At 54.1% G+C, this 26,472-nt stretch carries 27 protein-coding genes and 1 riboswitch; of the genes, 15 read left to right on the top strand and 12 right to left on the bottom strand.

What is annotated here, in order from left to right; translation table 11 throughout:
* The first annotated feature begins 77 nt into the window (after window positions 1-77).
* The 5 genes from ACW44H_RS04380 to ACW44H_RS04360 all read left to right on the top strand — a co-directional run bounded on the left by ACW44H_RS04380 (window position 78) and on the right by ACW44H_RS04360 (window position 3,283).
* Window positions 78-899: an aldo/keto reductase gene (locus ACW44H_RS04380; protein WP_457507196.1), complete on the top strand. Its 822-nt coding sequence runs from the start codon at window positions 78-80 to the stop codon at window positions 897-899.
* Window positions 900-950: 51 nt separating this feature from the next.
* The gene (locus ACW44H_RS04375; RefSeq protein ID WP_457507194.1) at window positions 951-1,364 is read left to right on the top strand and encodes a hypothetical protein; all 414 of its coding nucleotides are present in this window, start codon (window positions 951-953) and stop codon (window positions 1,362-1,364) included.
* The gene (locus ACW44H_RS04370) at window positions 1,361-2,320 is read left to right on the top strand and encodes an aldo/keto reductase (RefSeq protein WP_457507192.1); all 960 of its coding nucleotides are present in this window, start codon (window positions 1,361-1,363) and stop codon (window positions 2,318-2,320) included. Before ACW44H_RS04375 ends, ACW44H_RS04370 begins: the two co-directional genes overlap by 4 nt.
* Window positions 2,317-3,000: a DUF6064 family protein gene (locus ACW44H_RS04365; protein ID WP_457507190.1), complete on the top strand. Its 684-nt coding sequence runs from the start codon at window positions 2,317-2,319 to the stop codon at window positions 2,998-3,000. Before ACW44H_RS04370 ends, ACW44H_RS04365 begins: the two co-directional genes overlap by 4 nt.
* A gap of 67 nt (window positions 3,001-3,067) precedes the next feature.
* Window positions 3,068-3,283 carry a Txe/YoeB family addiction module toxin gene (locus ACW44H_RS04360; protein ID WP_457508924.1) on the top strand — a complete coding sequence of 72 codons (216 nt, stop codon included), beginning with the start codon at window positions 3,068-3,070 and terminating at the stop codon, window positions 3,281-3,283.
* Between the two features lie 198 nt (window positions 3,284-3,481).
* Here ACW44H_RS04360 and ACW44H_RS04355 read toward each other — a convergent pair whose 3' ends face one another.
* Window positions 3,482-3,847, bottom strand: a complete 366-nt coding sequence (locus ACW44H_RS04355; RefSeq protein ID WP_457507188.1) for a winged helix-turn-helix transcriptional regulator — start codon at window positions 3,845-3,847, stop codon at window positions 3,482-3,484.
* Between the two features lie 94 nt (window positions 3,848-3,941).
* Here ACW44H_RS04355 and ACW44H_RS04350 point away from each other — a divergent pair, with 94 nt between their 5' ends.
* Entirely contained in the window at window positions 3,942-4,676 is a 735-nt protein-coding gene (locus ACW44H_RS04350) for an SDR family NAD(P)-dependent oxidoreductase (RefSeq protein WP_457507186.1), read from the top strand.
* A gap of 523 nt (window positions 4,677-5,199) precedes the next feature.
* Entirely contained in the window at window positions 5,200-5,760 is a 561-nt protein-coding gene (locus ACW44H_RS04345; protein ID WP_457507184.1) for a manganese efflux pump MntP, read from the top strand.
* A 413-nt stretch (window positions 5,761-6,173) separates the two neighbouring features.
* Here ACW44H_RS04345 and ACW44H_RS04340 read toward each other — a convergent pair whose 3' ends face one another.
* Window positions 6,174-6,491, bottom strand: coding sequence for an antibiotic biosynthesis monooxygenase family protein (locus tag ACW44H_RS04340; RefSeq protein WP_457507183.1), 318 nt, complete (start codon window positions 6,489-6,491; stop codon window positions 6,174-6,176).
* 45 nt (window positions 6,492-6,536) lie between these two features.
* On the bottom strand, window positions 6,537-7,085 hold the full coding sequence (locus ACW44H_RS04335; RefSeq protein WP_457507181.1) for a DUF6624 domain-containing protein: 549 nt from the start codon (window positions 7,083-7,085) through the stop codon (window positions 6,537-6,539).
* 35 nt (window positions 7,086-7,120) lie between these two features.
* Between ACW44H_RS04335 and ACW44H_RS04330 the strand changes: the two genes are divergently transcribed.
* Window positions 7,121-7,420 (top strand): type II toxin-antitoxin system Phd/YefM family antitoxin, encoded by a 300-nt coding sequence (locus ACW44H_RS04330; protein ID WP_457507179.1) that lies wholly within the window; start codon window positions 7,121-7,123, stop codon window positions 7,418-7,420.
* An 8-nt stretch (window positions 7,421-7,428) separates the two neighbouring features.
* On the opposite strand, the gene ACW44H_RS04325 is transcribed toward ACW44H_RS04330, so the two are convergent.
* Window positions 7,429-8,034: a porin family protein gene (locus ACW44H_RS04325; RefSeq protein WP_457507177.1), complete on the bottom strand. Its 606-nt coding sequence runs from the start codon at window positions 8,032-8,034 to the stop codon at window positions 7,429-7,431.
* A gap of 436 nt (window positions 8,035-8,470) precedes the next feature.
* Here ACW44H_RS04325 and ACW44H_RS04320 point away from each other — a divergent pair.
* Window positions 8,471-9,591, top strand: a protein-coding gene (locus ACW44H_RS04320; RefSeq protein WP_457507175.1) for an IS3 family transposase whose coding sequence is annotated in 2 segments (ribosomal slippage) — window positions 8,471-8,729 and window positions 8,729-9,591 — 1,122 coding nt in all. Because the reading frame shifts where the segments join, the coding sequence is not laid out codon by codon here.
* Between the two features lie 392 nt (window positions 9,592-9,983).
* A complete protein-coding gene (locus ACW44H_RS04315) occupies window positions 9,984-10,289 on the top strand; it encodes a site-specific integrase (RefSeq protein WP_457507174.1) in 306 nt (101 codons plus the stop codon).
* Here the strand turns inward: ACW44H_RS04315 and ACW44H_RS04310 are convergent, their stop codons facing one another.
* Window positions 10,290-10,802 (bottom strand): N-acetyltransferase family protein, encoded by a 513-nt coding sequence (locus ACW44H_RS04310; RefSeq protein WP_457507172.1) that lies wholly within the window; start codon window positions 10,800-10,802, stop codon window positions 10,290-10,292.
* 226 nt (window positions 10,803-11,028) lie between these two features.
* Window positions 11,029-11,183, top strand: a riboswitch (TPP riboswitch).
* 88 nt (window positions 11,184-11,271) lie between these two features.
* On the opposite strand from ACW44H_RS04310, the gene tenA reads away from it, so the two are divergent.
* The 3 genes from tenA to ACW44H_RS04295 all read left to right on the top strand — a co-directional run bounded on the left by tenA (window position 11,272) and on the right by ACW44H_RS04295 (window position 15,909).
* Window positions 11,272-11,955 (top strand): thiaminase II, encoded by a 684-nt coding sequence (gene tenA, locus ACW44H_RS04305; RefSeq protein WP_457507170.1) that lies wholly within the window; start codon window positions 11,272-11,274, stop codon window positions 11,953-11,955.
* Between the two features lie 28 nt (window positions 11,956-11,983).
* Window positions 11,984-13,909, top strand: a complete 1,926-nt coding sequence (gene thiC / locus ACW44H_RS04300; RefSeq protein WP_457507169.1) for a phosphomethylpyrimidine synthase ThiC — start codon at window positions 11,984-11,986, stop codon at window positions 13,907-13,909.
* 290 nt (window positions 13,910-14,199) lie between these two features.
* A complete protein-coding gene (locus ACW44H_RS04295) occupies window positions 14,200-15,909 on the top strand; it encodes a hypothetical protein (RefSeq protein WP_457507167.1) in 1,710 nt (569 codons plus the stop codon).
* Between the two features lie 138 nt (window positions 15,910-16,047).
* On the opposite strand, the gene ACW44H_RS04290 is transcribed toward ACW44H_RS04295, so the two are convergent.
* The 7 genes from ACW44H_RS04290 to ACW44H_RS04260 all read right to left on the bottom strand — a co-directional run bounded on the left by ACW44H_RS04290 (window position 16,048) and on the right by ACW44H_RS04260 (window position 22,883).
* A complete protein-coding gene (locus ACW44H_RS04290; RefSeq protein WP_457507165.1) occupies window positions 16,048-16,233 on the bottom strand; it encodes a CsbD family protein in 186 nt (61 codons plus the stop codon).
* Between the two features lie 136 nt (window positions 16,234-16,369).
* Entirely contained in the window at window positions 16,370-17,464 is a 1,095-nt protein-coding gene (locus ACW44H_RS04285; RefSeq protein WP_457507163.1) for a DUF2955 domain-containing protein, read from the bottom strand.
* A 19-nt stretch (window positions 17,465-17,483) separates the two neighbouring features.
* Window positions 17,484-18,545 carry an HlyD family secretion protein gene (locus ACW44H_RS04280; RefSeq protein WP_457507161.1) on the bottom strand — a complete coding sequence of 354 codons (1,062 nt, stop codon included), beginning with the start codon at window positions 18,543-18,545 and terminating at the stop codon, window positions 17,484-17,486.
* A gap of 197 nt (window positions 18,546-18,742) precedes the next feature.
* On the bottom strand, window positions 18,743-20,068 hold the full coding sequence (locus tag ACW44H_RS04275) for a TRAP transporter large permease (RefSeq protein WP_457507159.1): 1,326 nt from the start codon (window positions 20,066-20,068) through the stop codon (window positions 18,743-18,745).
* A complete protein-coding gene (locus ACW44H_RS04270; protein ID WP_457507157.1) occupies window positions 20,065-20,580 on the bottom strand; it encodes a TRAP transporter small permease subunit in 516 nt (171 codons plus the stop codon). The genes ACW44H_RS04275 and ACW44H_RS04270 overlap by 4 nt, the downstream gene beginning before the upstream one ends.
* 91 nt (window positions 20,581-20,671) lie before the next feature.
* The gene (locus ACW44H_RS04265; protein WP_457507155.1) at window positions 20,672-21,733 is read right to left on the bottom strand and encodes a C4-dicarboxylate ABC transporter substrate-binding protein; all 1,062 of its coding nucleotides are present in this window, start codon (window positions 21,731-21,733) and stop codon (window positions 20,672-20,674) included.
* Between the two features lie 229 nt (window positions 21,734-21,962).
* Window positions 21,963-22,883 (bottom strand): EamA family transporter, encoded by a 921-nt coding sequence (locus ACW44H_RS04260; protein ID WP_113268867.1) that lies wholly within the window; start codon window positions 22,881-22,883, stop codon window positions 21,963-21,965.
* A 185-nt stretch (window positions 22,884-23,068) separates the two neighbouring features.
* Here ACW44H_RS04260 and ACW44H_RS04255 point away from each other — a divergent pair, with 185 nt between their 5' ends.
* The gene (locus ACW44H_RS04255) at window positions 23,069-24,253 is read left to right on the top strand and encodes an acetate/propionate family kinase (protein ID WP_457507153.1); all 1,185 of its coding nucleotides are present in this window, start codon (window positions 23,069-23,071) and stop codon (window positions 24,251-24,253) included.
* Window positions 24,250-26,430 carry a phosphate acetyltransferase gene (gene pta, locus ACW44H_RS04250; protein WP_457507151.1) on the top strand — a complete coding sequence of 727 codons (2,181 nt, stop codon included), beginning with the start codon at window positions 24,250-24,252 and terminating at the stop codon, window positions 26,428-26,430. The genes ACW44H_RS04255 and pta overlap by 4 nt, the downstream gene beginning before the upstream one ends.
* The last annotated feature ends 42 nt before the right edge of the window (window positions 26,431-26,472 follow it).

The following is a 26,472-nucleotide window of genomic DNA, read 5'->3' as shown; positions in this document are numbered from 1 at the left end:
GCTGTTGCTGGCGGCGAGGTTGGTGTTGCCTACGTTTAATAAACATGAGTCCACAGCATCACAACCGGGGATAGAATATGCAGACGATTAAGCTAGGTGGCGACAGCGTACCCCGTATCGGCCAGGGCACTTGGCATATGGGCGAGGATGCCGGGCAGCGTCAGGCGGAGGTCAGGGCGCTGCGCGAAGGGCTGGACATGGGCATGACGCTGATCGATACCGCCGAGATGTATGCCGAAGGCGGCGCTGAAGAGATTGTTGGCCAAGCGATCCGTGACCGGCGCGATGAGGTGTATCTGGTTAGCAAGGTCTACCCGCATAACGCCAGCACCCAGGGTGTTCAAGCCGCCTGCGAGCGCAGCCTGCGCCGATTGGGCACCGACACCATCGATCTATACCTGCTGCACTGGCGCGGCCAGTATCCGCTGAGCGAAACAGTCGAAGCTTTTGAGCGGCTGCGCGAGCAGGGCAAGATCCTGCGCTGGGGCGTGTCGAACTTCGACATTGACGACTTGGCAGAACTCGACGCGCCCGCTTGCGCCACCAATCAGGTGCTCTACAACCCCGAAGCCCGGGGCATTGAATACGACCTGCTGCCCTGGCAGGCACAACAACACATGCCGCTCATGGCCTATTGCCCCATCGGGCAAGGCGGCGCGCTACTGCATGACGCAACCCTGCAACGCATCGCCGGCAAACACGGCGCTACCACCGCGCAAGTGGCGCTTGCCTGGGCACTGCGCCACCCCGGCGTGATCGCTATTCCTAAAGCCGTGAATCTGGATCATCTCAAACAGAACTTTGATGCAGATAACGTCAGACTCGACGAAGATGACCTGGCACAAATCGACGCCGCCTATCCCCCGCCAACGCGCAAGCACTCTTTGAAGATGGTGTGAGGAGGCGCCATTAACGGCCCAGGATTAACGGACTAGGACAGGAGCGCTGTCATGTCACTGCCCGCCCCAAAATCCAATGCCTGGATCAGCTTCCTTGCCCACCTGCTGTTTATCCTCGCGGCGTGGACGCTGTTCATTAAATACCTGTTTCCCGTGGGGTATGCGCTGGCCTACGACGAGCCCTGGGCGCGGTATATTTACTGGGATCTATGGCCATTGGCGCACGTCTGGCTAGGCTGGGCGCTGCTAAAGCAGCCTCGCTATACGCGTGCCTTGGCGGTGGGCATGTCCGTTTTTGAAATCCTCATCATCGCCACCCTGTTCGTGCGTTTTCTCGACGACCCTGAGTGGTCGATCTGGCGCACCAACTGGTTTGTGAATAAGGTGTTTGTGCTGACATGCTTTGTACTGGTGTTGGCTTCCACGGTGCCGATTCAAAAAAATCGGAAGGAGCGACCGCTATGAAGCATCACGTCAAACATCGCATCAAGCATCGCATTACGCGCCGACAAAGCCTTACGCTCATCGGCGCCACACTCGCCGCCATGGCGCTCCCCACCGCATCGCTTTTTGCCAACACCAACGGGATTCGCCTGAAGGCCTTTGCGGGCACTGACAAAAAGCTGCCCGTGATTGGCATGGGCACTTGGCGCACGTTCAATGTCGGCAACGACCCTGAGTTGCTTGATGCCCGCACTGAGGTGGTCAAGGCATTCTTCGAGCATGGCGGCGGCCTGATCGACTCATCGCCCATGTATGGCTCGGCACCGGATGTGATGGGCTATGCCCTACAGCAGCTGGGCACGCCCGAGAGCCTGTTTGCCGCTGAGAAGGTCTGGAGCCCCGCCGGTGGCTCAGCCCGCGAGCAAGTGGCCGAGCTTGAAGACCGCTGGAAGGTTGAGCATTTCGATCTGGTGCAGGTACATAACCTGACGGACTGGCGCGAGCACCTAGCCGCGCTGCAGGAAATGAAAGCCGAAGGCATCATCCGCCATATTGGCATTACCACCTCGCACGGGCGCCGCCACAGCGAGGTTGAGCAGATCATGACATCAGAGGATATCGACTTCGTTCAGCTGACCTACAACATCGCCCACCGCGAGGCCGAAAACCGGCTACTGCCCTTGGCAGAAGAGCGGGGCATCGGCTTGATCGCCAACCGACCTTACGATGGCGGCAGCTTGATCAAGACCCTCAAGCGCCGTGACGCGCCACTGCCCGAATGGACCAACGCGGAATGCGGTTGCACCACCTGGGCGGACTTTCTGCTGAAGTTTATCGTCAGTCACCCGGCGATAACGTGTGCCATTCCCGCCACCACCCAGGTCGAACATATGCGCGAGAACATGCGCGCTGGCCACACCCCCATGCCCTCGCCCACTGCCAGGCAGCGGATGGCCGACTACATTGAGTCGCTATGAACGAGTGGACGAGCTACCAGCTACAGGACTTTATTCCCTTCACGGCGGAGATTTACTTTCGCCTGCTTGAGCGCATGGGCGAAACCTTCTGGCCGCTGCATCTGCTGACCCTCGCCCTCGGCGCCGCCACCCTGGCACTGGCGCTGAGACACCGCACGCAATTCGCCTGCCTGCTACCCGCCCCGCTCTGGGCCTTTGTCGCCGTCGCGTTTTTCATTCAGCGCTATGCAGAACTCAACTGGGCCGGGGGCTATATTGGCGATGCTTTCATAGCCCAGGCCGTGCTACTAGTACTGATGGCGCTAACCGGATGGGGAATGGATAACGCACCACGCGCAACACACCCACCGGTTGCCATAGGCATCGCCATCACCCTCTTCGGCCTCGTACTTATGCCAACGCTAATGCCGCTAATAGCGCCGCTAAGCGGCGGCTCCTGGTACCAAGCGGAAGTATTCGGCATTCATGCCGACCCTACGGCGGCGACCACGCTGGGCCTGCTGCTTATTATGCTTCGTGGGTTCGCCCTCTGGATCGCCGCCCTCATTCCAGCGCTCTGGCTGGTCGTGTCAGGCCTAACGTTGCAAGCGCTGGATTCGACGAGTGCCAACGTGCTGTTCGCCGTACTGGCTATTGCGCTGGTTGGGCTGGTCTGGAAAAGTATTGATTCCAAGCGATAGCGCCGCAGCATCTTCGATAGGGAACGTGTAGAAGGCTCTGGTTTATCGACAATTTGCCGTTTCCCGCCTGGGCTCAGCCGCTGGTTTTAAGCGGCAGAAAATCGATAAGAAAGTTCTTAACCGAATTAACAAGCTAATCAAAGAGACCAAACGAGAGCCATTTGAAGGAGTCGGCAAACCAGAGCCTCTCAAACACAGCCTCGCCGGTTATTGGTCTCGGCGGATCAACGAAGAACACCGAATGGTTTACAAAATCACAGATGGCGCTTTGCTTATTGCCTAGCACCGGTATCACTTCTGTTTTAACGCCAGTGGTAATGGGTGCCAACGGAGTGCAGCGTAGTTGGCGTCCCGTTGACCACCTTGTTAAGTGTTGACTTCATAAATAATCACAATGGGGTCAGAACGATTTAAAGCTACTCAGTTTGCTTAAAAATAAATAGATCTGCCCCCTTTGGTAATTCATTGCCGACTTCGCTTTTTACCGGCTGGTTTTCCGGCGGTCCATCGCCGCGGCAATGTCCTCTTCGTGCGCCTCGCCCCAGCCGCAAAGCGGCTCCATGGCCCGCACCAGACTCGCCCCGAAGGGCGTCAGCGAGTAGTCGACGCGCAGCGGGATCTCCCCATAGTCGGTTCGCTGGACGATGCCGTCGGACTCCAGCTCTTTCAACTGCTGGATCAACATTTTGTCGCTCACGCCCTGGACGCTTCGCCTGAGCTCGCCGTAACGCGTCGGGCCCTTGTTTAAAAAGAACAGAATCAAAGGCTTCCACTTCCCGGAGATCACGTGCAGCGTCGCATGCAGGCCACAAATGAAACGTGGGATTTCTGAGTTTTCTTTCGCCATAAAGGGTACTTACCAAAAGGTGCATACTTGAACATTTGTAAGTGGTTTATATATCGTGAAAGCGAATCGAGTCAACACACACGGAGACCCAACCATGAGTCGGCTAAACGGTAAAATCGCACTAATCACAGGCGGAGCCAGCGGCATCGGCCTAGCCTCGGCCCAACGCCTGATCGACGAAGGCGCCTTTGTCTTCATTGTCGGACGGCGCCAGGACGTCCTCGACAACGCGGCGGAGGCACTGGGCCCTAACGCCCGGGGTCTCCAGGCGGATGTGACGAAGCCGGAGGATCTTGACCGCGTATTCGAGACAGTGCAGAAAGAGAAAGGGCGCCTGGACGTACTGGTGGCCAACGCGGGCGTCGGCGAATTCGCCAGCCTGGGACAGATCACCGAGGAGCACTACGACTACATCTTCGACATCAACGTCAAAGGCACCCTCTTCACCGTCCAGAAGGCCCTGCCCCTGATGACGAACGGCGGCTCCATCATCCTCACTGGATCCACGGTGGGCAGCATGGGCACCCCGGCCATGAGTATCTACAGCGCCTCCAAGGCGGCCGTCCGCAATCTGGCGCGCAGCTGGGCCCATGACCTCAGGGGCACCGGCATTCGCGTGAACGTCATGTCTCCTGGCCCGACCCAAACAGACAAGCTGATGGAACTGCTCCCGTCCGAAGCCCTGAGCGAGATGAAACGGACCGTACCACTTGAGCGTCTGGGCGATCCCAAGGAAACCGCGGGCGCGGTGGCGTTCCTGGCGTCCGACGACAGCAGCTTTATGACAGGGAGCGAGGTGTTCGTTGACGGGGGCTACGCGCAGGTTTAGGGGGTTAGACGGGGAACGGGGGGAATAGGGACAGGGTAACGTTTTCCTGTCTCTATTATTCTTTAAACATCAAACCAGAGAGCTAATCACCAGAACAGTTCTTTGGGAATGCCTGTCTACCGCTCTTTGCTTCGTTCATTTTTTTGTAAGTTTGTCGATTTCATCTAGGAGATACTTCTCTTTCTTCCTGGGTTCACAGAATAAGTGCCGCACTTTGGATCACAAGGTAGAGGCAGGAGTGCCAGCGGACGGCATCCTCGACTTTACCGACTAAAGTGAAAGAGCATGGGATACCGACAACTAACCCAAACACAACGATATCAGCTAACAAATACATTGTTAGCCAAGGCTATATTAGTTCGCTATTACAAACTTTATTTTTAGAACAATCCCTTGTTTGTTTAACCATCCGTGGTAGGCTTCATCTCACTTTAATACCCGACTTTTACACTCAAGCATGAGTGCTTAGCACCATACTAATAGTTTCTTATACGCGGATTCTTCATCGAGAGATGTGTACTTCATGACGCCTGTTGCCCTGCTATTTCTAGCGGTTTCCATGTCGGCAGATGCCTTTGCCGCCTCCCTCAGCAAAGGCGCTAAGCTAACCAAACCCCGCTTCCGTCATGCCGTGGCCATTGGCCTGGTATTTGGCATTATTGAAGCGATGACGCCCGTGCTGGGCTGGGTGGCGGGCAAGGCATCGCAGCAGTATGTAGAAGCCTGGGACCACTGGGTCGCCTTTGCTCTGCTTTCCGTTATTGGCCTGCACATGATGCATGAAGGGCTGAAAAAAGAGGAAAAGGTAGCACATCGCAAGCAGACCTTCTGGTTGCTGGTGCTGACGGCTACCGCTACCAGCCTGGATGCTATGGCCGTGGGCGCCAGCCTTGCGTTTATCGATGTGAACATCATTACCACCAGTCTTGCCATTGGTCTGGCCACCACTGTGATGGCCTCCATGGGCACGCTACTTGGCCACAAGCTCGGCAAGTATGTGGGCCACTGGGCTGAACTGATCGGCGGCTTAGTGTTAATCGGGATTGGTGTGATGGTCGTGTTGGAACATACGGGGTTGGTGTAACGTGCCATTGTAACCAACCCCATGCCTAAGCGTCTATTGTTAACAATATGGTTAACAACGGCCTTTATGGTTAACAACTTTTAACTAGGCCGTTAGCGACTATAACGGTGGCATAAGCACAAAGTTGCCAAAATACGTATCATTAAGAATACTCTATTCTCGCACTTACTATATCACTTAGTTCAAATATTTTAGTCACTAACGTGCGTATTTCACCCTTTTCAATATAACCAATCAGATTCTCAAAATCGGTTCATTCCAGGCCGTGCAACCAATGGGCGTTAAATCATTAAGATAAAAGTCGCGCATATCAATAGTCATTATGGAACCGGCAATAGCACCGACTGAAGCATAGCGACCACCACATCTACTGGTCACTCCAATGCTGTACTCAGCCCAGGTGAATACGGTTGTTAAATACCGTATTCACGCTCAACCTTCGCCACCCGAACCCGAAAGCTTGCATACCATTGCTGGTGACCCAGGCGCTGGGCCTCAAGATGCTCAGCGTTCTTCTTCCAGTGGCTGATTGCCTCAAGGCTAGCCCAGTACGATACGGTAATACCCAGGCCCTCCCGGGCAGACTCGATACCCAAAAAGCCTGGTTGCTTAGTGGCTAATGCGACCATGCGGGCCGCCATCTCGGCATATCCGTTGTCACCTTCCGTACGGCAACTGGTAAAAATCACCGCATAGTACGGAGGTTCAGGGGTGTTGGCAGTTTCCAGCATAGCTTCCTCTGTCATTTAATGCCGATAGGCCGGTGCAAGCGTTGCCTATAGTGAACATTTTTCGATATTGGCGCGGCGTTTCTGCGCTTGCTCAACCATTTGCTCCTGGCGCTCCTCAAGGGAGTTCAGCCCGAGGCGCGCACGACGTTCATTCACCGCCGCCGCATCTGCGATGGGGAACGGTATTGGCCAACCCTTTTCATCAACATCGAACTGGGTGCCGTAAACCTGAGGCTTACCAGATAAGGTACGCACCCGATCCTGCAGAAATGCCAACTGCCACCCCGCTACCTCTTCTCTGGCAACCGCCTCTTTCAGCAGGCCGGCACACTCCGTCATAAAATCAATATCTGATACAGAATGCTGAGCGATCAGCCATGCCGCTTTGGCAGCTTCTTCACCAACCTGCGGGATACCAGGCCAACCGTGGACGCTAATGATTTCTTTCAGACGGGCAGTATTTTGCTCGTGCAAGGCTTTCATTCGGGGATGGTAGGACTCAGCGGGCAGTTCGCCAGCATCGAAGAGCTGCTGCAACAAGTGCTGGTCTTCGCGCATCACCATGACTAGCTCGTCTGCAAGGTTTTGGTTCATCTACATCTTACCGTTTAACGCGTGGGATCAGCCTTATGGATGCCATTAGCTACACGTCCGCTAGATCCAATCTAGCAAAAACCATGGAGCAGGTCTGTGAAGACCATTCACCAATGAACATCACCCGCAACAAGGCGCAGCCTGTGGTAATGATCTCTCTCGAAGACTATGAGGCGCTACAAGAGACAGTCTATCTCCTGCGCGCACTAAGAGCGCCCGTCGTTTGCTGGAATCCGTTATCGAGCTGGAACAAGGTGGTGGTCAGCAAAACAAACTTCTTGAAAACGGCAGCGCCGGGGCGAGCCCCGGCGCTGATATCGAACATGGTTAAATAAATTGACGGTTAGAAGCGGAAACCGGCTGATGCGGTAAAGCTGTCGATCTTATAGTCGCTGTCGAAGTCGTAGCGCTCGTATTCGGCACGGATCAGGAAGGGGTCGAAGTTGAACTGCGCGCCGACACCGTAGACCGGATCGGTACCGTCCTGATCTTCAAGATCAACGCTAGCCCCGCCAAGGTTACCGTCGACGTCGGTTTGCCACTTGGCCACACCGGCCTTAGCGAAGGCGGTAAACCAGGAGGTGATGGGCAATTGACCGACCAGACTCGCCCCGTAGGCGCTGGATTCTAAATCGGTATTGGCGTCGCTGTTACCCCTCAGGCGCGTACGACCAAGATCGGCATAGAAGATTTCGGTAGCGAAGTAAGGATTAAATTCGTAGCCGACGAAACCTTTAAAGCCGTTGTCTTCGTCATCATCCAGATCAAAGTCTTCGGCGCCATCGGAGATGAAATCGCCGACTTCGTCGTCGTCGTTCTCCAGCGAGCTGAAACCGGTACCAATGCCCAGATAAAGGCCATCAGCATTGGGTGCGGCGAATGCCGACGGTGCAGCAGCGAGCAGAGCGGTAGAGGCAAACGAGGCGGTAAGTAGGGTTCTGAGTTTCACGTGTATTCTCCTTGTGACGACTTGCTGTGAACGATTCTAGGAATCGTCATGGTATTTAAAGGCTATCCTGCCGTGATTCACGCAATGTGACAGTCGTTTGATTCACATGTATAAACATAGGCAGAACACTGTTCGAAAACAAGGAGGGTTCGGTTACGAAAGGTAACTTTATATGATAAAAAAGTGCCTCTACCGGGAAGGTAGGGGCGTTTCGGTCATCGACTTAGCGCTGAAAACGGTTCATCAATATGGTGAGCAGTGCCGGTTACTGATCTCGGCGAACCATCGAAGAGCACCGAATGGTATACAAAGTCAGGAATGACGCTTTGCAAATTGCCCAGCTTCGGCATTAGAACTGATTTAACGCCGCGACGTCACCCCCGGATTGAGTAGCGCTACACTTTAGAGTCTGATCCTATGCGTAAGGAGATTGGACATGAAGAAGCGGTTCAGCGAAGAACAGATCATTGGTTTTCTGGGCGAAGCAGAAGCGGGACTGCCCATCAAGGACCTATGCCGTCGGCACGGTTTTTCGGAAGCCAGCTATTACCTTTGGCGCAGCAAGTTTGGCGGCATGAGTGTTCCCGATGCCAAGCGACTCAAAGAACTCGAAGCCGAAAATGGACGCTTGAAAAAGCTGCTCGCTGAGTCGCTACTGGAGATGGAGGTCACTCGCGAGGCACTGAGAAAAAAGTGGTGAGTGCCCCTGCACGCCGAGACGTGGTGCGCTTTATGGTGTCACGTGGCCTGAGCGAGCGCCGAGCACTGCGTGTCATCCGGATGAGTGCCAGCGCGTTACGCTATCAGCGAATGCCGGACCGCAACCAGGGCTTACGCGAACGCATCCTGGCGCTTGCGCATCGGCACCGTCGCTATGGGGCGGGCATGATCTATCTGAAGCTACGTCAGGCCGGAGAGCCGGTCAATCACAAGCGTGTTGAGCGTCTATATGCCGAAGCTCGCTTGCAGGTGAAGCGTCGCAAGCGCAAGAAGGTTCCCACGTCTGAGCGAAAGCCCCTTGGCCGCCCTGGTGCCGCCAATCAGGTCTGGTCAATGGATTTTGTGTTTGACCGCACGGCAGACGGGCGAGTGTTAAAGAACCTCACCGTTGTCGATGACGCTACCCATGAAGCCGTCGCTATCGTGCCTGAACGTGCCATTGGTGGACTGTTTTTAACACGTATTCTGGATCATCTGGCTTTACAACGTGGCTTACCTAGCGCCATTCGTACGGATAATGGAAAGGAATTCTGCGGGCGCGCCATGCTGTCATGGGCTCATCTACGGGGCGTTGCCCTGTTTTTAATTGAACCTGGAAAACCCAATCAAAACGCCTACGTAGAATCGTTCAATGGGCGCTTTCGCGATGAATGTCTGAATGAGCATTGGTTCACCAGCCTTCATCACGCCAAGGTTGTTATCGAAGCATGGCGGCGGGAGTACAACGAAGAGAGACCGAAGAAGAGTCTTGGCGGACTGACACCTTCAGCCTACGCCGAGCAACTGGTGTTAAAACACGATAAAGTTACTTCTGGCTCTAAACCCGGCTGCTACTGAGAAAGGGGGGACGTCGCAAGCACGTAGCGGATTGCTCGATGGTGAACCCCAATCGCAGCACCTAATTCGCCGTAAGTGATTGTTCCACGTTGTTTCGCGACACCAGTTAATACTGGCCATGCCCGGAACGCTCGCTCTACTTGGTTTACAGCCATGTGTGGAGTCTCCGTAAAATATAACAGTGATTATATACCCCGCTGCATAACCTCAATGAACGCGCCGGCGCGTTCATTGAGGTTATGCAGCCACCCTGATCAAATCTACCCCATTGACTCCCTTAAGAGCAAAGCCAATTTTGGTTACATATCCAAAATTCGCATGCTTGCGCGACTTGCCATTCTTAAGAATGCTGTATATAAATACAATTAATGTATTCAGGCGGGGGGCAACCAATGGAGCGGGAAAAAGCTACTCTAAGTGTAATACGCTATAGCCTTCGTACTGAGAAAACCTATTGTTACTGGATTCGATTTTTCATTCGTTTCAAGAGAATGCTGCCTCCTGCCACTATGGCAGACAATGAAGTGCGGCAACTTTTGGAATATCTCACGATAGAAAGGCGCGTTGCTGCGGCAACACAAGACCAGGCACCCAATGCCATCGTTTATCTCTATCGACACGTTTTAGATCAACCGCTGGGTGAGGTTGGTAATTTTAGCCGGGCTAAATGCCTTCTGCTGTTATCTTTAAAAAAATGATTAACAGCTAAATTGAGAGACAAATCGCACTTCCTGAAGCAGCACACCACCGAGTTCGAAGTTCTTGGCGGCTGCCCCGTCATGGGCAAACCCGATTGAGCGATAGAACTTAATTGCCCGTTCATTCTGAGGAAAAACCCACAAACTGCACGACTTGAAACCTTTCTCAAGCATAAGCTCTTTTGCCCGCAGCCAGAACAAGTGACCCACTCCTGTTGACCAAGCTGTTGGGGATACATAAATAGCCCAGACTTCCGCTTCACTCTTGTGCGAACCGATATCTCGACATTTTCCAAAGCTAAGCCAGCCTTGGACAACACCAGCCTTCTTAGCAACCAGTAACGTAGGATCACCCGCCGCAATGCATTCGCTCCACTTAGCTTCGCGACGTTCTATTGATAGCGATGCTAGATAATCGTCTGGAACAATGGATCTATATGCAGCACGCCAAGCTGCCACATGAATCTCAGCGACTGCACGCGCATTTTCAGATGTGGCTTGTGCTATTTGCATTACGGCTACTATCTCCCTCACTCTTGGTTAAAAGTATTTTTACACGATGCCGGAAATAAAAAGTACCAAATACATGACTGTCGTTGCCCCTTAAAGTTATGCCCTCTAGCGATAGGAAAATACGTCGATTCTTAGCGTACACCACAATATCAAGATGCAACGCCGCAACCATAAGGCTCAACAGCCCCTTGCATCTCCCATAACCGCCTCCTACACTCCATCAACGAACAGCTTGACGGGGTGCCGGTGAAATCCGGCTGAGATGGCGCAGGGTGAGCTTTTGGCTACCGAGCGCTGGTCCCGCTGAACCTGATCCGGCTAATGCGCTGCTTTATGAATTGCGGCGCGGGTACCGGCGTAGGGATCAAGCGATGGCCTTGGCTAGCTCTCTTACGATCGCACGCCACCTTCCGCGCCATTTCCTCGATCTTTCTCGCCTTACCTCCGGATCATTACCACCGGAGGCATCATGGGCTATCGCTTTACTGATCTCACCACCGCTTGCCAGGACGACTGGCGCGCCTATATTGAGCACGATTTTGTGTGCCAGTTGGGCAACGCCACGCTGCCTGAGGCGTCGTTTCGTCATTACTTAAAGCAGGATTACCTGTTTTTGATTCACTTCGCCCGCGCCTATGCGCTGGCGGCCTATAAAAGCCCCACCCTGGCAGATTTACGCCAAGCCCATGAAGGTTTAAAAGCCATTGTGGATGTGGAGTTGGGCCTGCACGTGGGCTTTTGCCAAGAGTGGGGGATTTCCGAGCAGGAGCTGGCCGAACTCCCCGAAGCCCGCGCGACCATGGCCTACACCCGCTACGTATTGGATACCGGCAGCCGCGGCGACCTGCTCGATTTGCACGTGGCGCTTGCCCCCTGCCTTGTCGGCTACGGCGAAATCGCCAACTGGCTGAACGACCAGCCTTCTACCCTGCGCGGCGAACAGAACCCGTTTGATGCCTGGATAGCGATGTACGAAAGCGAGCAATTCCAGGCCGCCATGCAGGCGGAGCTTGAATGGCTCAACGCCCGTTTGACCGATGTCACCCCTGCCCGTTTTAAAGAGCTTGCCAACATCTTCCGCGATGCCACCCGCCTGGAAATCGACTTCTGGCAGATGGGCCTAAGCCTTACTGATGCTGAGCTTTCTCGCTAACCCCAACAACAACCAAGGATGAACAGCCATGACCAAGACCGTTAAGAGTAAAACCGCCCACTTTCTCGCCGAAACTGCCCAGGTAGATGCTGCCGCCATTGCGCCATTGCCCGCATCGCGCAAGGTGTACGTTGAAGGCTCGCGGCCTGATATTCGCGTGCCGTTTCGGGAAATTAAACTGTCGCCCACCAAAACCAGCAGTATTGATGAAGAGAACCCGCCGCTGCTGGTGTACGACACCTCCGGTCCCTATACCGACCCCAATGCTCAGATTGATCTGCGCCAGGGCCTGTCAGCCCTACGTCGGGCGTGGATTGAAGAGCGCAACGACACCGAGTTTTTAGCCGGGCACACCAGCGAGTACGGCAAGCGTCGCGCCAACGACCCAACCCTTGCCCAGCTGCGCTTTGATTTAACCCGCACACCACGCCGTGCACTCTCTACAAAAGACGGCCGGCCTGGAAACGTGACCCAGCTGTACTACGCCCGCCAGGGCATCGTGACGCCGGAAATGGAGTTTATTGCCCTGCGCGAAAACCAGCGCCGCCAAGCGCTGGGCACCGCTGAAGTAGAGCGCATCCTGGGCCACCAGCACCGCGGCCAGAACTTTGGCGCCAGCATTCCAGACGAGATTACGCCAGAGTTCGTACGTGATGAAGTTGCCCGCGGCCGGGCGATTATTCCCAATAACATCAACCACCCCGAAAGCGAGCCGATGATCATTGGCCGCAACTTTCTGGTCAAGATCAACGGCAACCTGGGCAACTCGGCGGTCACCTCTTCCATTGAAGAGGAAGTGGACAAGATGACCTGGGGCATCCGTTGGGGCGCTGACACCATCATGGATCTATCCACCGGGCAGAACATCCATGAAACCCGCGAGTGGATTATTCGCAACTCACCGGTGCCGATTGGCACGGTGCCGATCTATCAGGCGTTAGAGAAGGTCTACGGCGTGGCTGAGAATCTCACGTGGGAAGTCTTTCGCGACACGCTCATCGAGCAGGCCGAACAGGGCGTGGATTATTTCACCATTCACGCAGGCGTCTTACTGCGCTACGTGCCGCTGACCGCCAATCGGGTAACCGGCATTGTCAGCCGGGGCGGCTCGATTATGGCCAAGTGGTGTTTGTTCCACCATCAGGAGAGCTTTCTGTACACCCACTTCGAGGAGATCTGCGAGATCTGCAAGCAGTACGACGTGGCGTTCTCCCTGGGCGACGGCCTGCGCCCGGGCTCCATTGCCGATGCCAACGACGAAGCGCAAATGGCGGAGCTGAAAACCTTGGGCGAGCTGACACATATTGCCTGGAAGCACGATGTACAGGTGATGATTGAAGGCCCCGGCCATGTGCCCATGCACCTGGTAAAAGAGAACATGGATAAGCAGCTGGAATACTGCGATGAAGCGCCCTTCTATACGCTTGGGCCGCTGGTCACGGATATCGCACCGGGCTACGACCACATTACCTCCGGCATTGGCGCTGCCATGATCGGCTGGTTTGGCTGCGCGATGCTTTGCTATGTAACGCCGAAAGAGCATCTCGGCCTACCCAACAAGGATGATGTAAAAACCGGCATTATCACCTACAAGATTGCCGCCCACGCAGCGGACTTGGCCAAGGGCCACCCGGCGTCACAGCGGCGCGATAACGCACTTTCCAAGGCGCGCTTTGAGTTCCGCTGGGAAGACCAGTTCAATCTAGGCTTAGATCCGGACACCGCCCGGGAATACCACGACGAAACCTTGCCCAAGGATTCCGCCAAGGTGGCGCACTTCTGCTCCATGTGCGGGCCAAAATTCTGCTCGATGAAGATTAGCCAGGAAGTGCGTGATACCTACCGCGACCGTACGCCGGATAGCGCCAGCGACGCAGAGGCGGTAAAGCGTGGCATGGAAGAGCAGGCGGAGAAGTTTCGTCAAACGGGTAGTCAGCTGTATCAGGAAGTTTAAAACTGGAAGCCACTGAGCGATTTAACTACTGAATAGGGCCCTTGCGTATTAGGTAAACGCAAGGGCCCTTTTGATGATAATGCTGACAGATCTGGCAGTTTAGCTTCCGCAATCGTTGCAGTACCCGGCTCAATACCGGTAGAGGTTTACCCAATCAGCGATATGAAATAAAAAAAATTCTCATTTAAGTAGCAGGTCATTTTCCATAAATTATGTATAGTTAGCATTAGGGGAGCGATCTGCTCAAAATGGCTTACTTAAAGCCTACACCTTCAAAGAACTGATTCCATATGAAAACCAAACTTTCCTTGGCGGTATCCGTTGCCCTGCTTAGCGCTGGCATGCTAACCGGCTGCAGTGATGATAAAGAACCCACGGCAGCAGCAACGCAACAGGAAACGCCGAAAAATAACGTAGCGCCGATGCTGCAATATATCCCGGCAGACTCCCCCTACTTTATGGCCACGCGTGAATCAATGCCTGAACAAGAGGCGTTTGATTTTTATCGGCGCATGCAGCCCCAGGGCAGCCTCGAATCCAATCTGGATGAGTTGCGCCGCACACTGCCCGAGATAGGCGATGACGTGCAGCACTCACTGGTGACGTTGTTAATCGCTATGGGTGAAGAGCTAGACAGCGTTGAAACATTGGATGATGCCCATGCGCTGGGCCTTAAGATGGGACCCCAGGCCGCCTTGTATGGGTTGGGCATCCTGCCTGTTTTGCGCTTTGAGCTACACGATGAAGATGCCTTTCGCGAAACGCTTCAGCGCATCCTGACCAAGGCAGACCTCAACCCGAGCACGGCCACCACTAACGGCACCGACTACTGGGTGCTGACGCCTGAGGGGCCGGTCAATGCGATCCTAGCCATTATTGATCAGCAACTGCTGTTGTCTCTCGTGCCACAGGATGCCAGCGACGAGCTGCTAGCGCAGGTTTTGGGTAGCACCCCGCCTGACAGCAACATCGGTGATACCAGCGCACTGGCGGAGCTTGAACAGCGTCATGGCTTTACCCCTTACGGGGCCGGGCAAATTAACGCTTCACGCCTGCTTAGTGAACTGAGTACACCCACTCATCCAGGCACTCAGGCACTGATGGACGCCGTTGAGGCAGAGCAGCTGGATCTATCCGCCTGTCAGGCCGATATTGACCGCATCACCAGCCGCTTCCCCGGCCTTGTAATGGGCATGCGTGAGTACAACCTTGACGGCCTGGAGATGAACCTAATCCTGGAAACCGATGAAGGTATTGTCAGCGACCTGCGAGCTCTGACCACTCAGGTGCCGGGCCTGGGTAGCACAGAGGGCATGGCCAGCTTGGGAATGGGCCTGAATTTACCGGTACTGCTTCAGACCGTTCAAAAGTATGCTCGGGAAGTGCGTCAAAATCCCTTCAGCTGTGATGAGCTACAGGATCTAAATAATGCCTGGACCGAGATCAACGTGGCGATGAACAACCCTGCTACGATGATGATCGGGTCAGCGCTATCCGGTTTGAGAGCCCGTATCGACAGCCTGACAATGACCGATGGTGAACCCACCGGTACTGGCATCCTGACGATCGCCTCACAAAACCCGCTGGGGCTGCTGTCTACCGTAAGCGCCTTCGCACCTGAGCTAGGGGCGCTTGGGCTTGAACCCGGCGGAGAAACCAAGAAAATCAAAAGCATGTTGCTACCACCAGACATGCCAACGCTCTATGCCGCCATGTCGGATACAGCCATTGTATTGGGCGCGGGCCTCAGCGATTCAGACGCATTGCAGGACGAACTGCAAGCGCCTGCCTCAGAGCGTGACCTGCTGCTTCATGGCCACATGACAGGCGAGTTTTATCATTCGCTGGCCGATGTCATGGAGCAGGTGCCATCCGATGAAGTATCAGCGTCCGATATTGAGTTGTTCAAGCAGTATGCTGAGATCTACGAGAACATGGAGTATGGGGTCAGAGTGGACGATGCCGGCGTTGAGATGAATTTCTCGCTGGACTTGAAGTGATATCAGGCTGCGCTATCAATAATGACCCCTACCTGAAGTAGGGATGTGTAATACACGCTTGGGTAGACAGCAGTTTAAGGCCATTAAACGCCAACAGGGGGCCGAAGCCCCCTGTTGGTATCTATATTTTGTTGAGCATTAACGCTTTTTCTTTTGGCTGTCCTTGGCATCGCCTTTGCCTTTTTGAACTTCGCCTTTCGCCTGCTGGGCTTTACCTTTAGCTTCAGTTTTGTGATTGTCTGTCGCTTTGCCAGCCGCTTCTTTGGCTTTACCGGCTGCTTTGTTGCCTGCGCCTTTTGCTTTATCTTCTGTACCCGTTGCCATAACAAACACCTCTAATCCGTTAGTAGGGAAAATGCCGTGTGTGAAGGTGCCTGTGGCACTGCAATCACACGTGGACACACCCTCAGATTAGCCTTTATTAAAAAAGTTGCTCAAATTTTTTTAATGGCAGGTTTATTTATATTAAGCGTGTTGGCGCCCAGCGGTTTAATAAAAAATGCAGGCAAGCCATGACCAATAATGTGAGCGTCAGGGCCACACTCATTGAGGAAAACCGGTAGAGCGCGCTGTAAACCAGGTCTTGCTGCGGCCCGAGCGATTGACCAAATAGAATCCCCAAGGTGGTTAACCCACCAAAACCGACCCCCGATCCACCGCCTTCATGGATATGCTCCCGGCTAAAGAGCATTAATCCCAGCCAGTAGAGCAGTACCACGAGTAGGAAGTGGTGGCTTTGGGTATAGAGCAGCAGTTGCATCAGTAGCGCTAAATTACACCCTAACAACGTTCCTACGGCTCGCTTGGCTGCTGATACGCGTGCCCCGGCATACCCCAAGGTAAATAAAACCAGAATGGTCGCCATCTGAGCGGAAAGCGACCCCTGTAAATCGAACACCTGAAACACCACAAAAGAGAGCGTAGCGGTTACACCACCGATTAGAGTTTCATGGCGGATTTGTGAGGGTGGCTTGGCAGCCCGCGGAGGCGGCTTACGCGCTTCAACATCGGGAAAAAGGCTATGCATCAGCATGGCAATAAACACGGCCAACCCGCTGGCCACCAGGTTGCAGGCCAATAGATCGCTCAAGTCGACGTTGGGGTAGCTGGCGAAGTGGAGCAAAATACTTAATGTCAGCACGCCGTTGGCGCCAAACAAAAAAAGCGCCCCTTTCGCCATCAGATTAAAGCGAAACAGGAAAATGGCCAGCACGACCAGCGTCATCACCACCGGCATATGCTTAAGCAGCCCCACCACCAGGCTAACCTCAAGCACGTTGAGCGAGACGTTGGCTAAAAACTGGCGAATGATGTTGCCATTTAGGATCGGCACCATGCCCAGTAAAAACATGGGAAAAACGGTAAAAAACACCCCGTAGTTCCAGCCCATCAGTTGACTGACGATAAACCCTAAGCTGCCGCCGCCCGCCACGCGTAAACATTGACGCAAACCATTTTGGGTTAATGCCGGGCGAGATGCACCATGAGCGCCAGATGCACTGCGCTTACCCCACCCACCTAGCAGCGGCTTAATAAGCCCGCTTTTAGCAAACACGATTTTAGTAAACCTGTTTTTAATATACATAGTGCAGCCAGCTGATCAGGTGCGCCTGCAGCCACACAAAAGGTTTAGCCAAGGCAGCATCGCCAGGCTGGAGCTGCACCGTTGCCCGAGCACCACTGGCGAGGGAGTTGGCTAATGGTTCTGTTAGCGCTATATGCACGCGCATACGCTGGGCATCGCGCACCCAACGGTCGGTGGTGGGAATATCCGCCAGTTGGCCATCTGCAGCCAGTTGCCCTTCGCGCACGCCAGCATCCATGGCAAGCACTGTTGCATCGAATACTTGGCCCGGCCATGCATCAAACACCACCTGGGCTGCATCGCCCGGCGTTACATGACGCAGGCTCTTCTCGCGAAAGTCGGCGATGATATCGACTTCATCCGCCACCACCGCAACGGCGGGCTGGCCTGCTTGCACGTAGTCGCCTATGTCCAACTGCAGGTTTGTCACGTTTCCCGCCTGGGCGGCGCGCACCTGGGTATGAGCAAGTGCCAGCTGGGCCTGGGCGAGTGCGTTATTCGCTTGGCGCAAACGCAGGTTGCTCTCGCCTGAATCGCCCAGCTGTACTTCTAAACTAACGATTTTGGCTTTAGCCGCCGCCACACTGGCCTGCGCAGTGCGCTCAGCGGCGACCTGCTGTTCGTACTGTTGGCGCGATACGCTCTGCCTTGCCATCAATGCTTCCGCACGTTCAAGCTCGCCCCGCCGCTCGGCGGCCGTCGCTTCAGCGGAGGCCAATTCTGCTTGTGCAGAGGTTAATTCCGCTTCCAAGCGAGCATTCTCTTGCTCGGCCTGCTCGCGATTAAGCTGCGCCTGCTCCACCGCTAATCGAAACGGCGTCGGGTCTATCTGAAATAGCACATCGCCTTTGGCAACGTGCTGATGATCATTCACCAATACGTCACTTACCGGACCGCTAAGCTCAGGTGCAATCCGTGTTACCGGGTGCATTACCCTCGCCTCTGGCGTCATGGGCATAAAGCTATCGGCAATCAGGAAATAGATAAATAGCAGCACAAAAGCAGTAATTGCTACTTTCACCCAGCGGGCAAATGTTTGGTCGGGGGTCATGCAGAGCTCACTTGTTAGCCACCAGGCAACCGCCTGGCCAACGCCTCTTATCGGGCGCGCATTGTTAGGGGAATGCGTAAGAGACTTTAGTCTAACAACTAATTAGCTTGCTAACAATATACAGGCCCTTTATCAAAACGCACGATGCCGCCCGTAGGCGGCATCAATACAGAACACGCTTAACTTATTATCCGTTATTACCAGGATGGGCCGCTCATCACATCAGGCAGCCACAGTGCCAGAGAGGGGAATGCCAGCACGAGTGCTAGTACCACTAACTGCGCAATGATAAAGGGCACGACCCCCCAATACATATGTTTAAGCGTAATTTCTGGCGGCGTGATGGCTCTTAAGTAGAAAATTGCCGGGGCAAGCGGAGGCGTTAAATAGCTCGTTTGCAGCACTACCAGAAAGGCTACACAGAACCATATTTCATCAAACCCCAGCATACGCACAATTGGCATCGCCACAGGTATGATGATCAGTACTACAGAGATCAAGTCAAGTACGAAGCCTGCGACAAAAGCGATGAACAAGATCAAACCGAGAATCATCCAGGGGCTTAATCCGGTATCCATCAGCATTGATTGCACCGTTGCCATACCGCCAGAGGCAAAGAACACCCCTGCAAACATACTGCCGCCCATGACGATCAGCAGGATCATTGCCGAAATATTCATCGTTTTGATCGCCGCGTGCCACAACACATCACGCGTTAAGTTGCGGTATGCCAGCGCCAATAATACTGAACCCAGCGCGCCACAGGCGGCTGCTTCTGTTGGTGTAGCTAAGCCCATTAAAATGGTGCCCAGTACGGTAAAGATCAGTAGCATTGTCGGCAGTAAGGCGATCATTGTGACGCGCATTTTTTCTTGAAAGCTTACCTCGGGCTCGCTCTCTTCTACCCGCGGCGCCATTGCTGGCTTTAGATACGCCACGCCGATGATGTAGATCAAAAACATCGCCGCCATTAAAAACCCAGGAATTAGCAAACCGCTAAATAGAGAACCGACAGAGACGCCAGCCACAGGACCTAGAACCACCACCGTAATAGAGGGTGGAATAGCGGTACCCAGCGATCCACTGGCACAAATCGTTCCTGAAATCAGGCTGTTATTGTAATGATGCTTAAGCATTACCGGGATCGCGAGCATGCCGATAACCGCTTCGGTAGCTCCCACTACGCCACTGGAGGCAGCAAATAGCGTACCCATAATAATCGCGCCGACCCCTAATCCACCGGGTAAGCGACGCGTCCACATATGAATTGCTTCAAACAGCCTCTCGGCTATACCCGAGCGTTCAAGCATTGCCCCCATGAATATAAAGAGCGGTACGGCGGCAAGGATAGAATTAGACGCGGTGTCTTCAATTTTGGTCAGCAGCTGGTAAGCCGCCACATCACCAAATTGAATTATCCCAAACCCTGTTGCCACCAGGATCATCGAAAAGGCGATCGGAAAACCGGAAAAGATAAACAGCATCAATACCGGAAACATTAATAAAGATAAATAGCTGCTCATGAGGCAGGCTCCTCAGGTAGCGGCTGACCACGCAGTATCGCTACCGCCTTTAAGAGCTCTGCGATTACCTGCAGCGCTAGTAAGGTAAACCCGATAAACCACACCGTTAAGATTGGCCAGACGATTGGGTTCCATGCGGAACGGCCCGAACGCTCATTTGAGTTAAACGCTTGCAACGCGTAGTGAAAAAGCTCCCACACCAGCCACGCTAAAATAGGCAAAAACAGCACATAGCCGATCATACGTAATAGCGCGTTAGTCTTGTCATTCAGTTGCATTGAGACCAAATCTACACTGACGTGGTGACCAATTCGCAATGCATTTGCCATACCCAGCATGAACATTGCGCCCATGACCATATAGCTAATTTCAAACGCCCATAATGTGGGGCGTCCAATAACATAGCGGCTGAATACTTCCACTACTAGCGCGCCAACTAGCGGAAAAATCAATATCGCGCCCACCCAACCAGCCCATCGGGTCAGCGACTCAATCGCTTGAATTAGTTTCATGACGGCTACTCATCAACACATCGTAAAAGAGAGGCTTTAACGCACAAAAGAGAGGTCAAAGACCTCTCTTTCATTTTTATCGCTAACTCACTTAGCGGCCCATAGTACCAATCGGCAGGCGATACTCAGGCCATACGCTCATGTTGTCTTTAAAGCCGCGCTGAGATTCGACAACGCGAGCAAACCACTCATTTTCAGCGGCGTACTCGTCTTCCCATTTCACGGTCTCTTCATAAATAGTGTCGATGAAGGATTGGTCTAAATGGACGATCTCGTTAGGGCCATCAAGCAATGCCTGATAAGCATCCAAGTCAGCAAAAGAGCTCGCCAGCCAGGTTTCAAAAACACTGAGCTTACCGGCTAAGCGCAACATGTCCTGGTCATCTTCGCTCAGCTCATTCCAGGTATCTTCATTTACCTGGCACTCTAGGAAACCACCTGACTGATGAACCCCAGGCAGGATGACGTACTGCGCGACTTCCTGAAAACCAGTGGGCTGATTCATTTCAGGGCTTCCCCACTCTGCCGCATCAATGACGCCACGTTCCAGGGCGCTGTAGATATCGCCACCCGCCATGACTACCGTGGATGCGCCAAGACGAGAGGCTAACTCAGACCATGCACCGGAAGTACGCAAGCGTAAGCCCTGGAAATCTTCCAAGGTTTCGACACGCTTATTGGAGTGCAGGAAAATTTCGGTGCCCAAGATCGCGCAAGGGAAGGCAACGACATCAAAGACATCCCGGCGGTACTCTTCGTATAACTCAACGCCACCCCCTTCGTACATCCACATCATGAACTCTTCAGGGGTTAAACCGCTTGAGTGACCAGCCAGAAGTGCCGTCGTCGGGTCGGTGCCATAGTCATAGTTAATATAGTTATGGCTTACCTCAGCGACGCCTGACTTGACGGTATTCGTCACTTTCAGGGCACTGCCTAATGTGCCACCGGGATATACTTCAATGGCAATCTCACCACCAGAAAGCTCATTGACACGATCTGCAAACATTTGTGCATCGCGCTCAAGCCAAGGGCCACCACTCCAGGGTGTCGCCATGCGCCAATTTTTCTCGGCAGCTTCCGCCGTCGCGGATGTTGCTGCTAACCCTGCGCACAAACCCACTGCTACGGCGATTTTGTTTATTTTAAACATGGTAGTTTCCTCTTGAATGGAGCTTAAAAGTCGAGCGTTGGGCTTTATATGTTCTTTTCTCGCCAACGAGTCACTTCGACATTATCACCTTCGCATTTGCAGCATTTAGCTCAAACTACGAACTAGTATGCCGATTCTCAGGCAATACTCATGAAAAAACCCCGTCACCAAACGGCCACGGGGTTATTAAGATTTTTCTTTTACTACGCTTTAGGAAGAATTTCTATACTTAGCGCCCCTTGGACAAACTAAGCACCATAATGCCACCGACTACCACAGCGCCACCCACTAGCTGGCCGGGGCTAAGCATTTGGCCTAGCACGAAATAGCCCAGCACCAGGGAGGCCACCGGCTCAATATTCATAACCGGTGCGTTGCGCGCCATGTCGAGTCGCGGAACAAAAATAAATAACGTGGAAAACGCCGAGCCATAAAGAAGCCCTAATAGCGTAAGCCCAAGCCACCCTTCACTATTATCTGGCAGGCTCATGCCTCCTGGCACGACACCCGCAATGCCGCCGATGATCATCACGATAAATACCGTTTGCATGGTCAGCAGGCTACGCAGCGTACTGCCCACTCCGGCCAAGCGGTGCTCCGTTATCCACAGCGCACAGGCGAAGACAAAGGCTGCCATTAGGCCAAAACCAATCCCCGCTATCCAGCCGGGACCCATGCCATCAGCACTGGCAATCCACGAAGGAATATCCAGCACCACCAACAGGCCGATTAAAATGGTACCCATGATCAGACAGCTGCGCAGGGTTGGGCGCGGACCGCCTAACGCCCAACTCAATAGCGCTAACTGAATCGGGAAGGTATTCACCAATAACAGCGCAATCACTACGGGCAGTCTGGCTACCGCCGAGTAAAGGCTGACGCTTTGGATCGCAATCAACAGCCCTACGGTGAGTTGCCACGGCCATGAGCCAGCGGGAAGCCATAGCCGTTTTCGTTGCACGATTACAAGAACTGCTAATATTAAGCAAGCGACCCCAGAGCGAGTTAACACGGCTAGCAGCAGGCCCGTACCATTATCAAACGCCAGCCGTGCAGATACGTGGTTGGCGGCAAACATGGTGGCCACGGTCATCATTAACAAAATAGCTAAATGGCGCGGCAATAAATTGGGCAAAGAGGACGCTGACATAAGAACGGAACGGCTCGTAATGGTAGTGAAAATGCGAAATTGATCATCGCTGGGTAGGGTATCAATAACCCAGCATGCCTAGCTTTTACGTAGAAGGCTAACGAAATGAGTTCGCTGATCTTCTGCATTGCAGCATGTTAAACTAAAGTCTAGCTCTTTTCCCCATGAGTTATTAAAAGGTGGTTATGAACGCACCGGTGCTGGTTATCAATTGTGGTTCTTCGTCTATTAAATACGCATTGATTGATTCAGACCCCCAGGCACCCCGCTTAGCAGGTTTGGCGGAACGCTTAGGTGGCAACGATGCGCTTTTGAAAGGCAAAAACAGTGACGGTGAAAGCTTCACACAACCGTTACCCAATGCGGATCATACGCAGGCCCTTAACGCCATTTTAGAGCGTTTGGAAGGCCGGCTACCGGTTGCTGTTGGCCACCGGATCGTGCACGGCGGCGAACATTTCACCCAAGCCGCCTTGATTGGCGATAGCGTAATCGAAGCCATCGAAACTACCGCTGCGCTCGCACCACTGCACAACCCAGCGAATTTAGCGGGCATTGCGGCAACCCAAAAAGTCTTCCCTACCCTGCCGCAGGTAGCCGTATTCGATACCGCTTTCCATCAAACGCTCCCGCCCCGGGCCTACCGGTACGCACTGCCTGAAACCCTGTATACCAAGCATCGTATCCGGCGCTATGGGTTTCATGGCACCAGCCACGCCTACGTTAGCCAGCGGGCGGGCGAAATCAGTAGTCGTGGCGCAGGTGGTTGGTTAACGGCTCACCTGGGCAACGGCTGTTCTACCAGCGCCGTATGGAACAACCAAAGCCAGGATACCAGCATGGGCTTAACGCCCCTGGAAGGTTTGGTAATGGGAACGCGCAGCGGCGATGTCGACCCGGGGTTACATGCCCACCTACACCGGCAATTGGGCTGGTCGTTAGGCCAAATCGACACCGTGCTCAACAAGGAGAGCGGCTTGTTGGGCCTGTCTGGGTTGACTAACGACATGCGCGAAATTGAAACTCAGGCTCTAGCCGGGCATGCAGGCGCCAATCTTGCCCTTGAAGTGTTCTGCTATCGCATTGCTAAATCACTGGCGGCGCTGTCCTGCGCGCTCCCCCAACTCGATGGGATTATTTTTACCGGTGGGATCGGCGAGAACTCGCCCACGGTACGCCACCGCGTTCTTAACTTGTTGCCGCACTTCGGCTTTGCATTGGATGGGGAGGCTAACGAAGCCACCACTCGCGGCAAAGAGGGCAAGCTAGATAGCGCCAACCATACCGGCCCCGAGGTATGGGTGATTCCCACCGACGAAGAAGGACGTATCGCTATGGAAACCCGCCACTGCGTGGAGGCGCTTACATGAATAGCCCAACCCAGCCTCAAGCCATCCTTCTTGTCCCCACCAGTGTCGGCGCTGGCCTAACGTCGGCCTGCTTGGGTTTAATCCAAGCCCTCGACACCATTGGGCTGAAAGCTGGCTTCCTGAAGCCTTTTATGCAGAACGAACTGAATGGCCCAGGGCTTGATCGCTCGACTGCGTTAGTATCGCGAACACTCAATCAGCGCCCTCCGTCGCCAATTTCCCAAGCCCGGTTGGAACGTCTGCTGCGTGATGATCATACCGATGAGCTGATGGAAAATGTGGTCGAGCTTTACGAGCAAGTTAATCAGCAGGAGAGCCATGGTGGCGCCTCCCTAGACCTTATTGTGGTTGAGGGCGTGGTGCCTACCCAACACACCACCTACGCAACACAAACCAATGCACAGTTAGCCCATGCGCTTAATGCAAGGATTATTCTCGTCGGAACCGGCGACTTAAATGAGCCGCAGGCCTTGGCTGACCAGCTTGATATGCATGCACGCAGCTTTGGAGGGCTCAGTTCCAGCCGCACCCTGGGCGGCATTTTGATGCGCATGAAGAATCTCCCTTACGGTCAGGAAGATGATCTTTCCGCCGCCCCAGGTACGGTTAAACCGCAATTGGAAGAATCGGTGCTCGCCGAGTTGCGGCAATACTCCCCTGCGCTGGCTACCGACAGTTTCCATTTGATAGGTGTCGTGCCTTATAGCAACACCTTGAGCGCGCCCCGCACGCTGGATGTGGCGCGTGCGCTAAACGCCAAATTGCTTAACGAAGGGGAGGCGTCAAGCCGCCGGGTGCTTTCCACTAGCCTATGCGCCCGTAGCGCCACCAACGCGCTGCATATTTTCAAACCGGGCAGCTTAGTGGTTGCCTCGGGTGACCGTGACGATGTGGTGCTGGCCTCTGCCTTGGCCACCATGAATGGCACACAGCTTGCCGGTGTGCTGTTAACAAACGGTTTTATACCCAACGAGAATATGATCGAAATGTGCCGCCCTGCGCTAAAGACAGGTCTACCGGTACTGGTTGTGGAAACCGATAGCCTGACCACCGCTCAAAACTTAAGCCAGTTAAGCAGCGAAATCCCAATGGACGACTTTGAGCGTGCAGAGCAAGTCGCCCGTTATGTGGCCGCTCACATGGATTTAGATTGGCTGAAAAGCAAGCTCAGCCACGGCTATACACGTCGGTTATCGCCTTCCGCGTTTCGTTATCAATTGGTTAAACTCGCCCAACAGGTTAAAAAGCGTGTGGTACTGCCCGAAGGGGACGAGCCGCGCACCGTCGAGGCCGCGATTATTTGTCAGCGCCGAGGCATTGCCGATTGTGTGCTGCTCGGGAAGCGCGACGATATCGAGAACGTGGCGCGCAACCGCGGGCTGACACTCCCTGACGGGCTGACCATTATCGACCCCGAAAGTACCCGTGCTCGCTATATTGACCCTATGGTGGAGCGACGCCGCGGTAAACTTAACGAGCTCACCGCCGAAGGGCAGCTACACGACAACGTGGTGCTGGGCACCATGATGCTGCAGTTGGACGAGGTAGACGGACTCGTCTCGGGCGCCGTGCACACGACGGCTAATACCGTGCGTCCCGCGTTTCAATTGATCAAAACAGCGCCGCAATACAACCAGGTGTCATCGATCTTCTTTATGCTGCTGCCCGAACAGGTGGTGGTTTACGGCGACTGTGCCGTGAATCCTGACCCAGACGCCGAGACGCTCGCTGAAATTGCGCTGCAGAGCGCCCGCTCCGCTGAAGCCTTTGGCATTGAGCCTAGGGTTGCCATGATCAGCTATTCCACCGGCGACTCGGGCACTGGCGTGGATGTAGAAAAAGTACGCGAAGCCACGCGCATCGCCAAACAGCGAGCGCCCCACTTAGCGATAGATGGCCCCCTTCAGTACGATGCAGCGGCCATCGAGAGTGTCGGCAAGCAGAAAGCACCCGACTCCCCCGTGGCCGGTAAAGCGACTGTGTTTATCTTCCCCGACCTCAATACGGGTAACACGACTTACAAGGCCGTGCAGCGTAGCGCCCGCGTCGTCAGCGTGGGCCCTATGCTGCAAGGCTTGAATAAGCCGGTGAATGATCTTTCCCGTGGCGCGTTAGTAGACGATATCGTTTACACCATTGCGCTGACCGCGATTCAAGCCAGCCAGCGCGAAGCTTAAGCAGTCATTAACCCTTTTCCCCAAATACAAACACCCCGAGCA

The organism is Vreelandella sulfidaeris Esulfide1, assembly GCF_054072535.1.
This window is presented reverse-complemented; position numbering and strand designations above follow the sequence as displayed.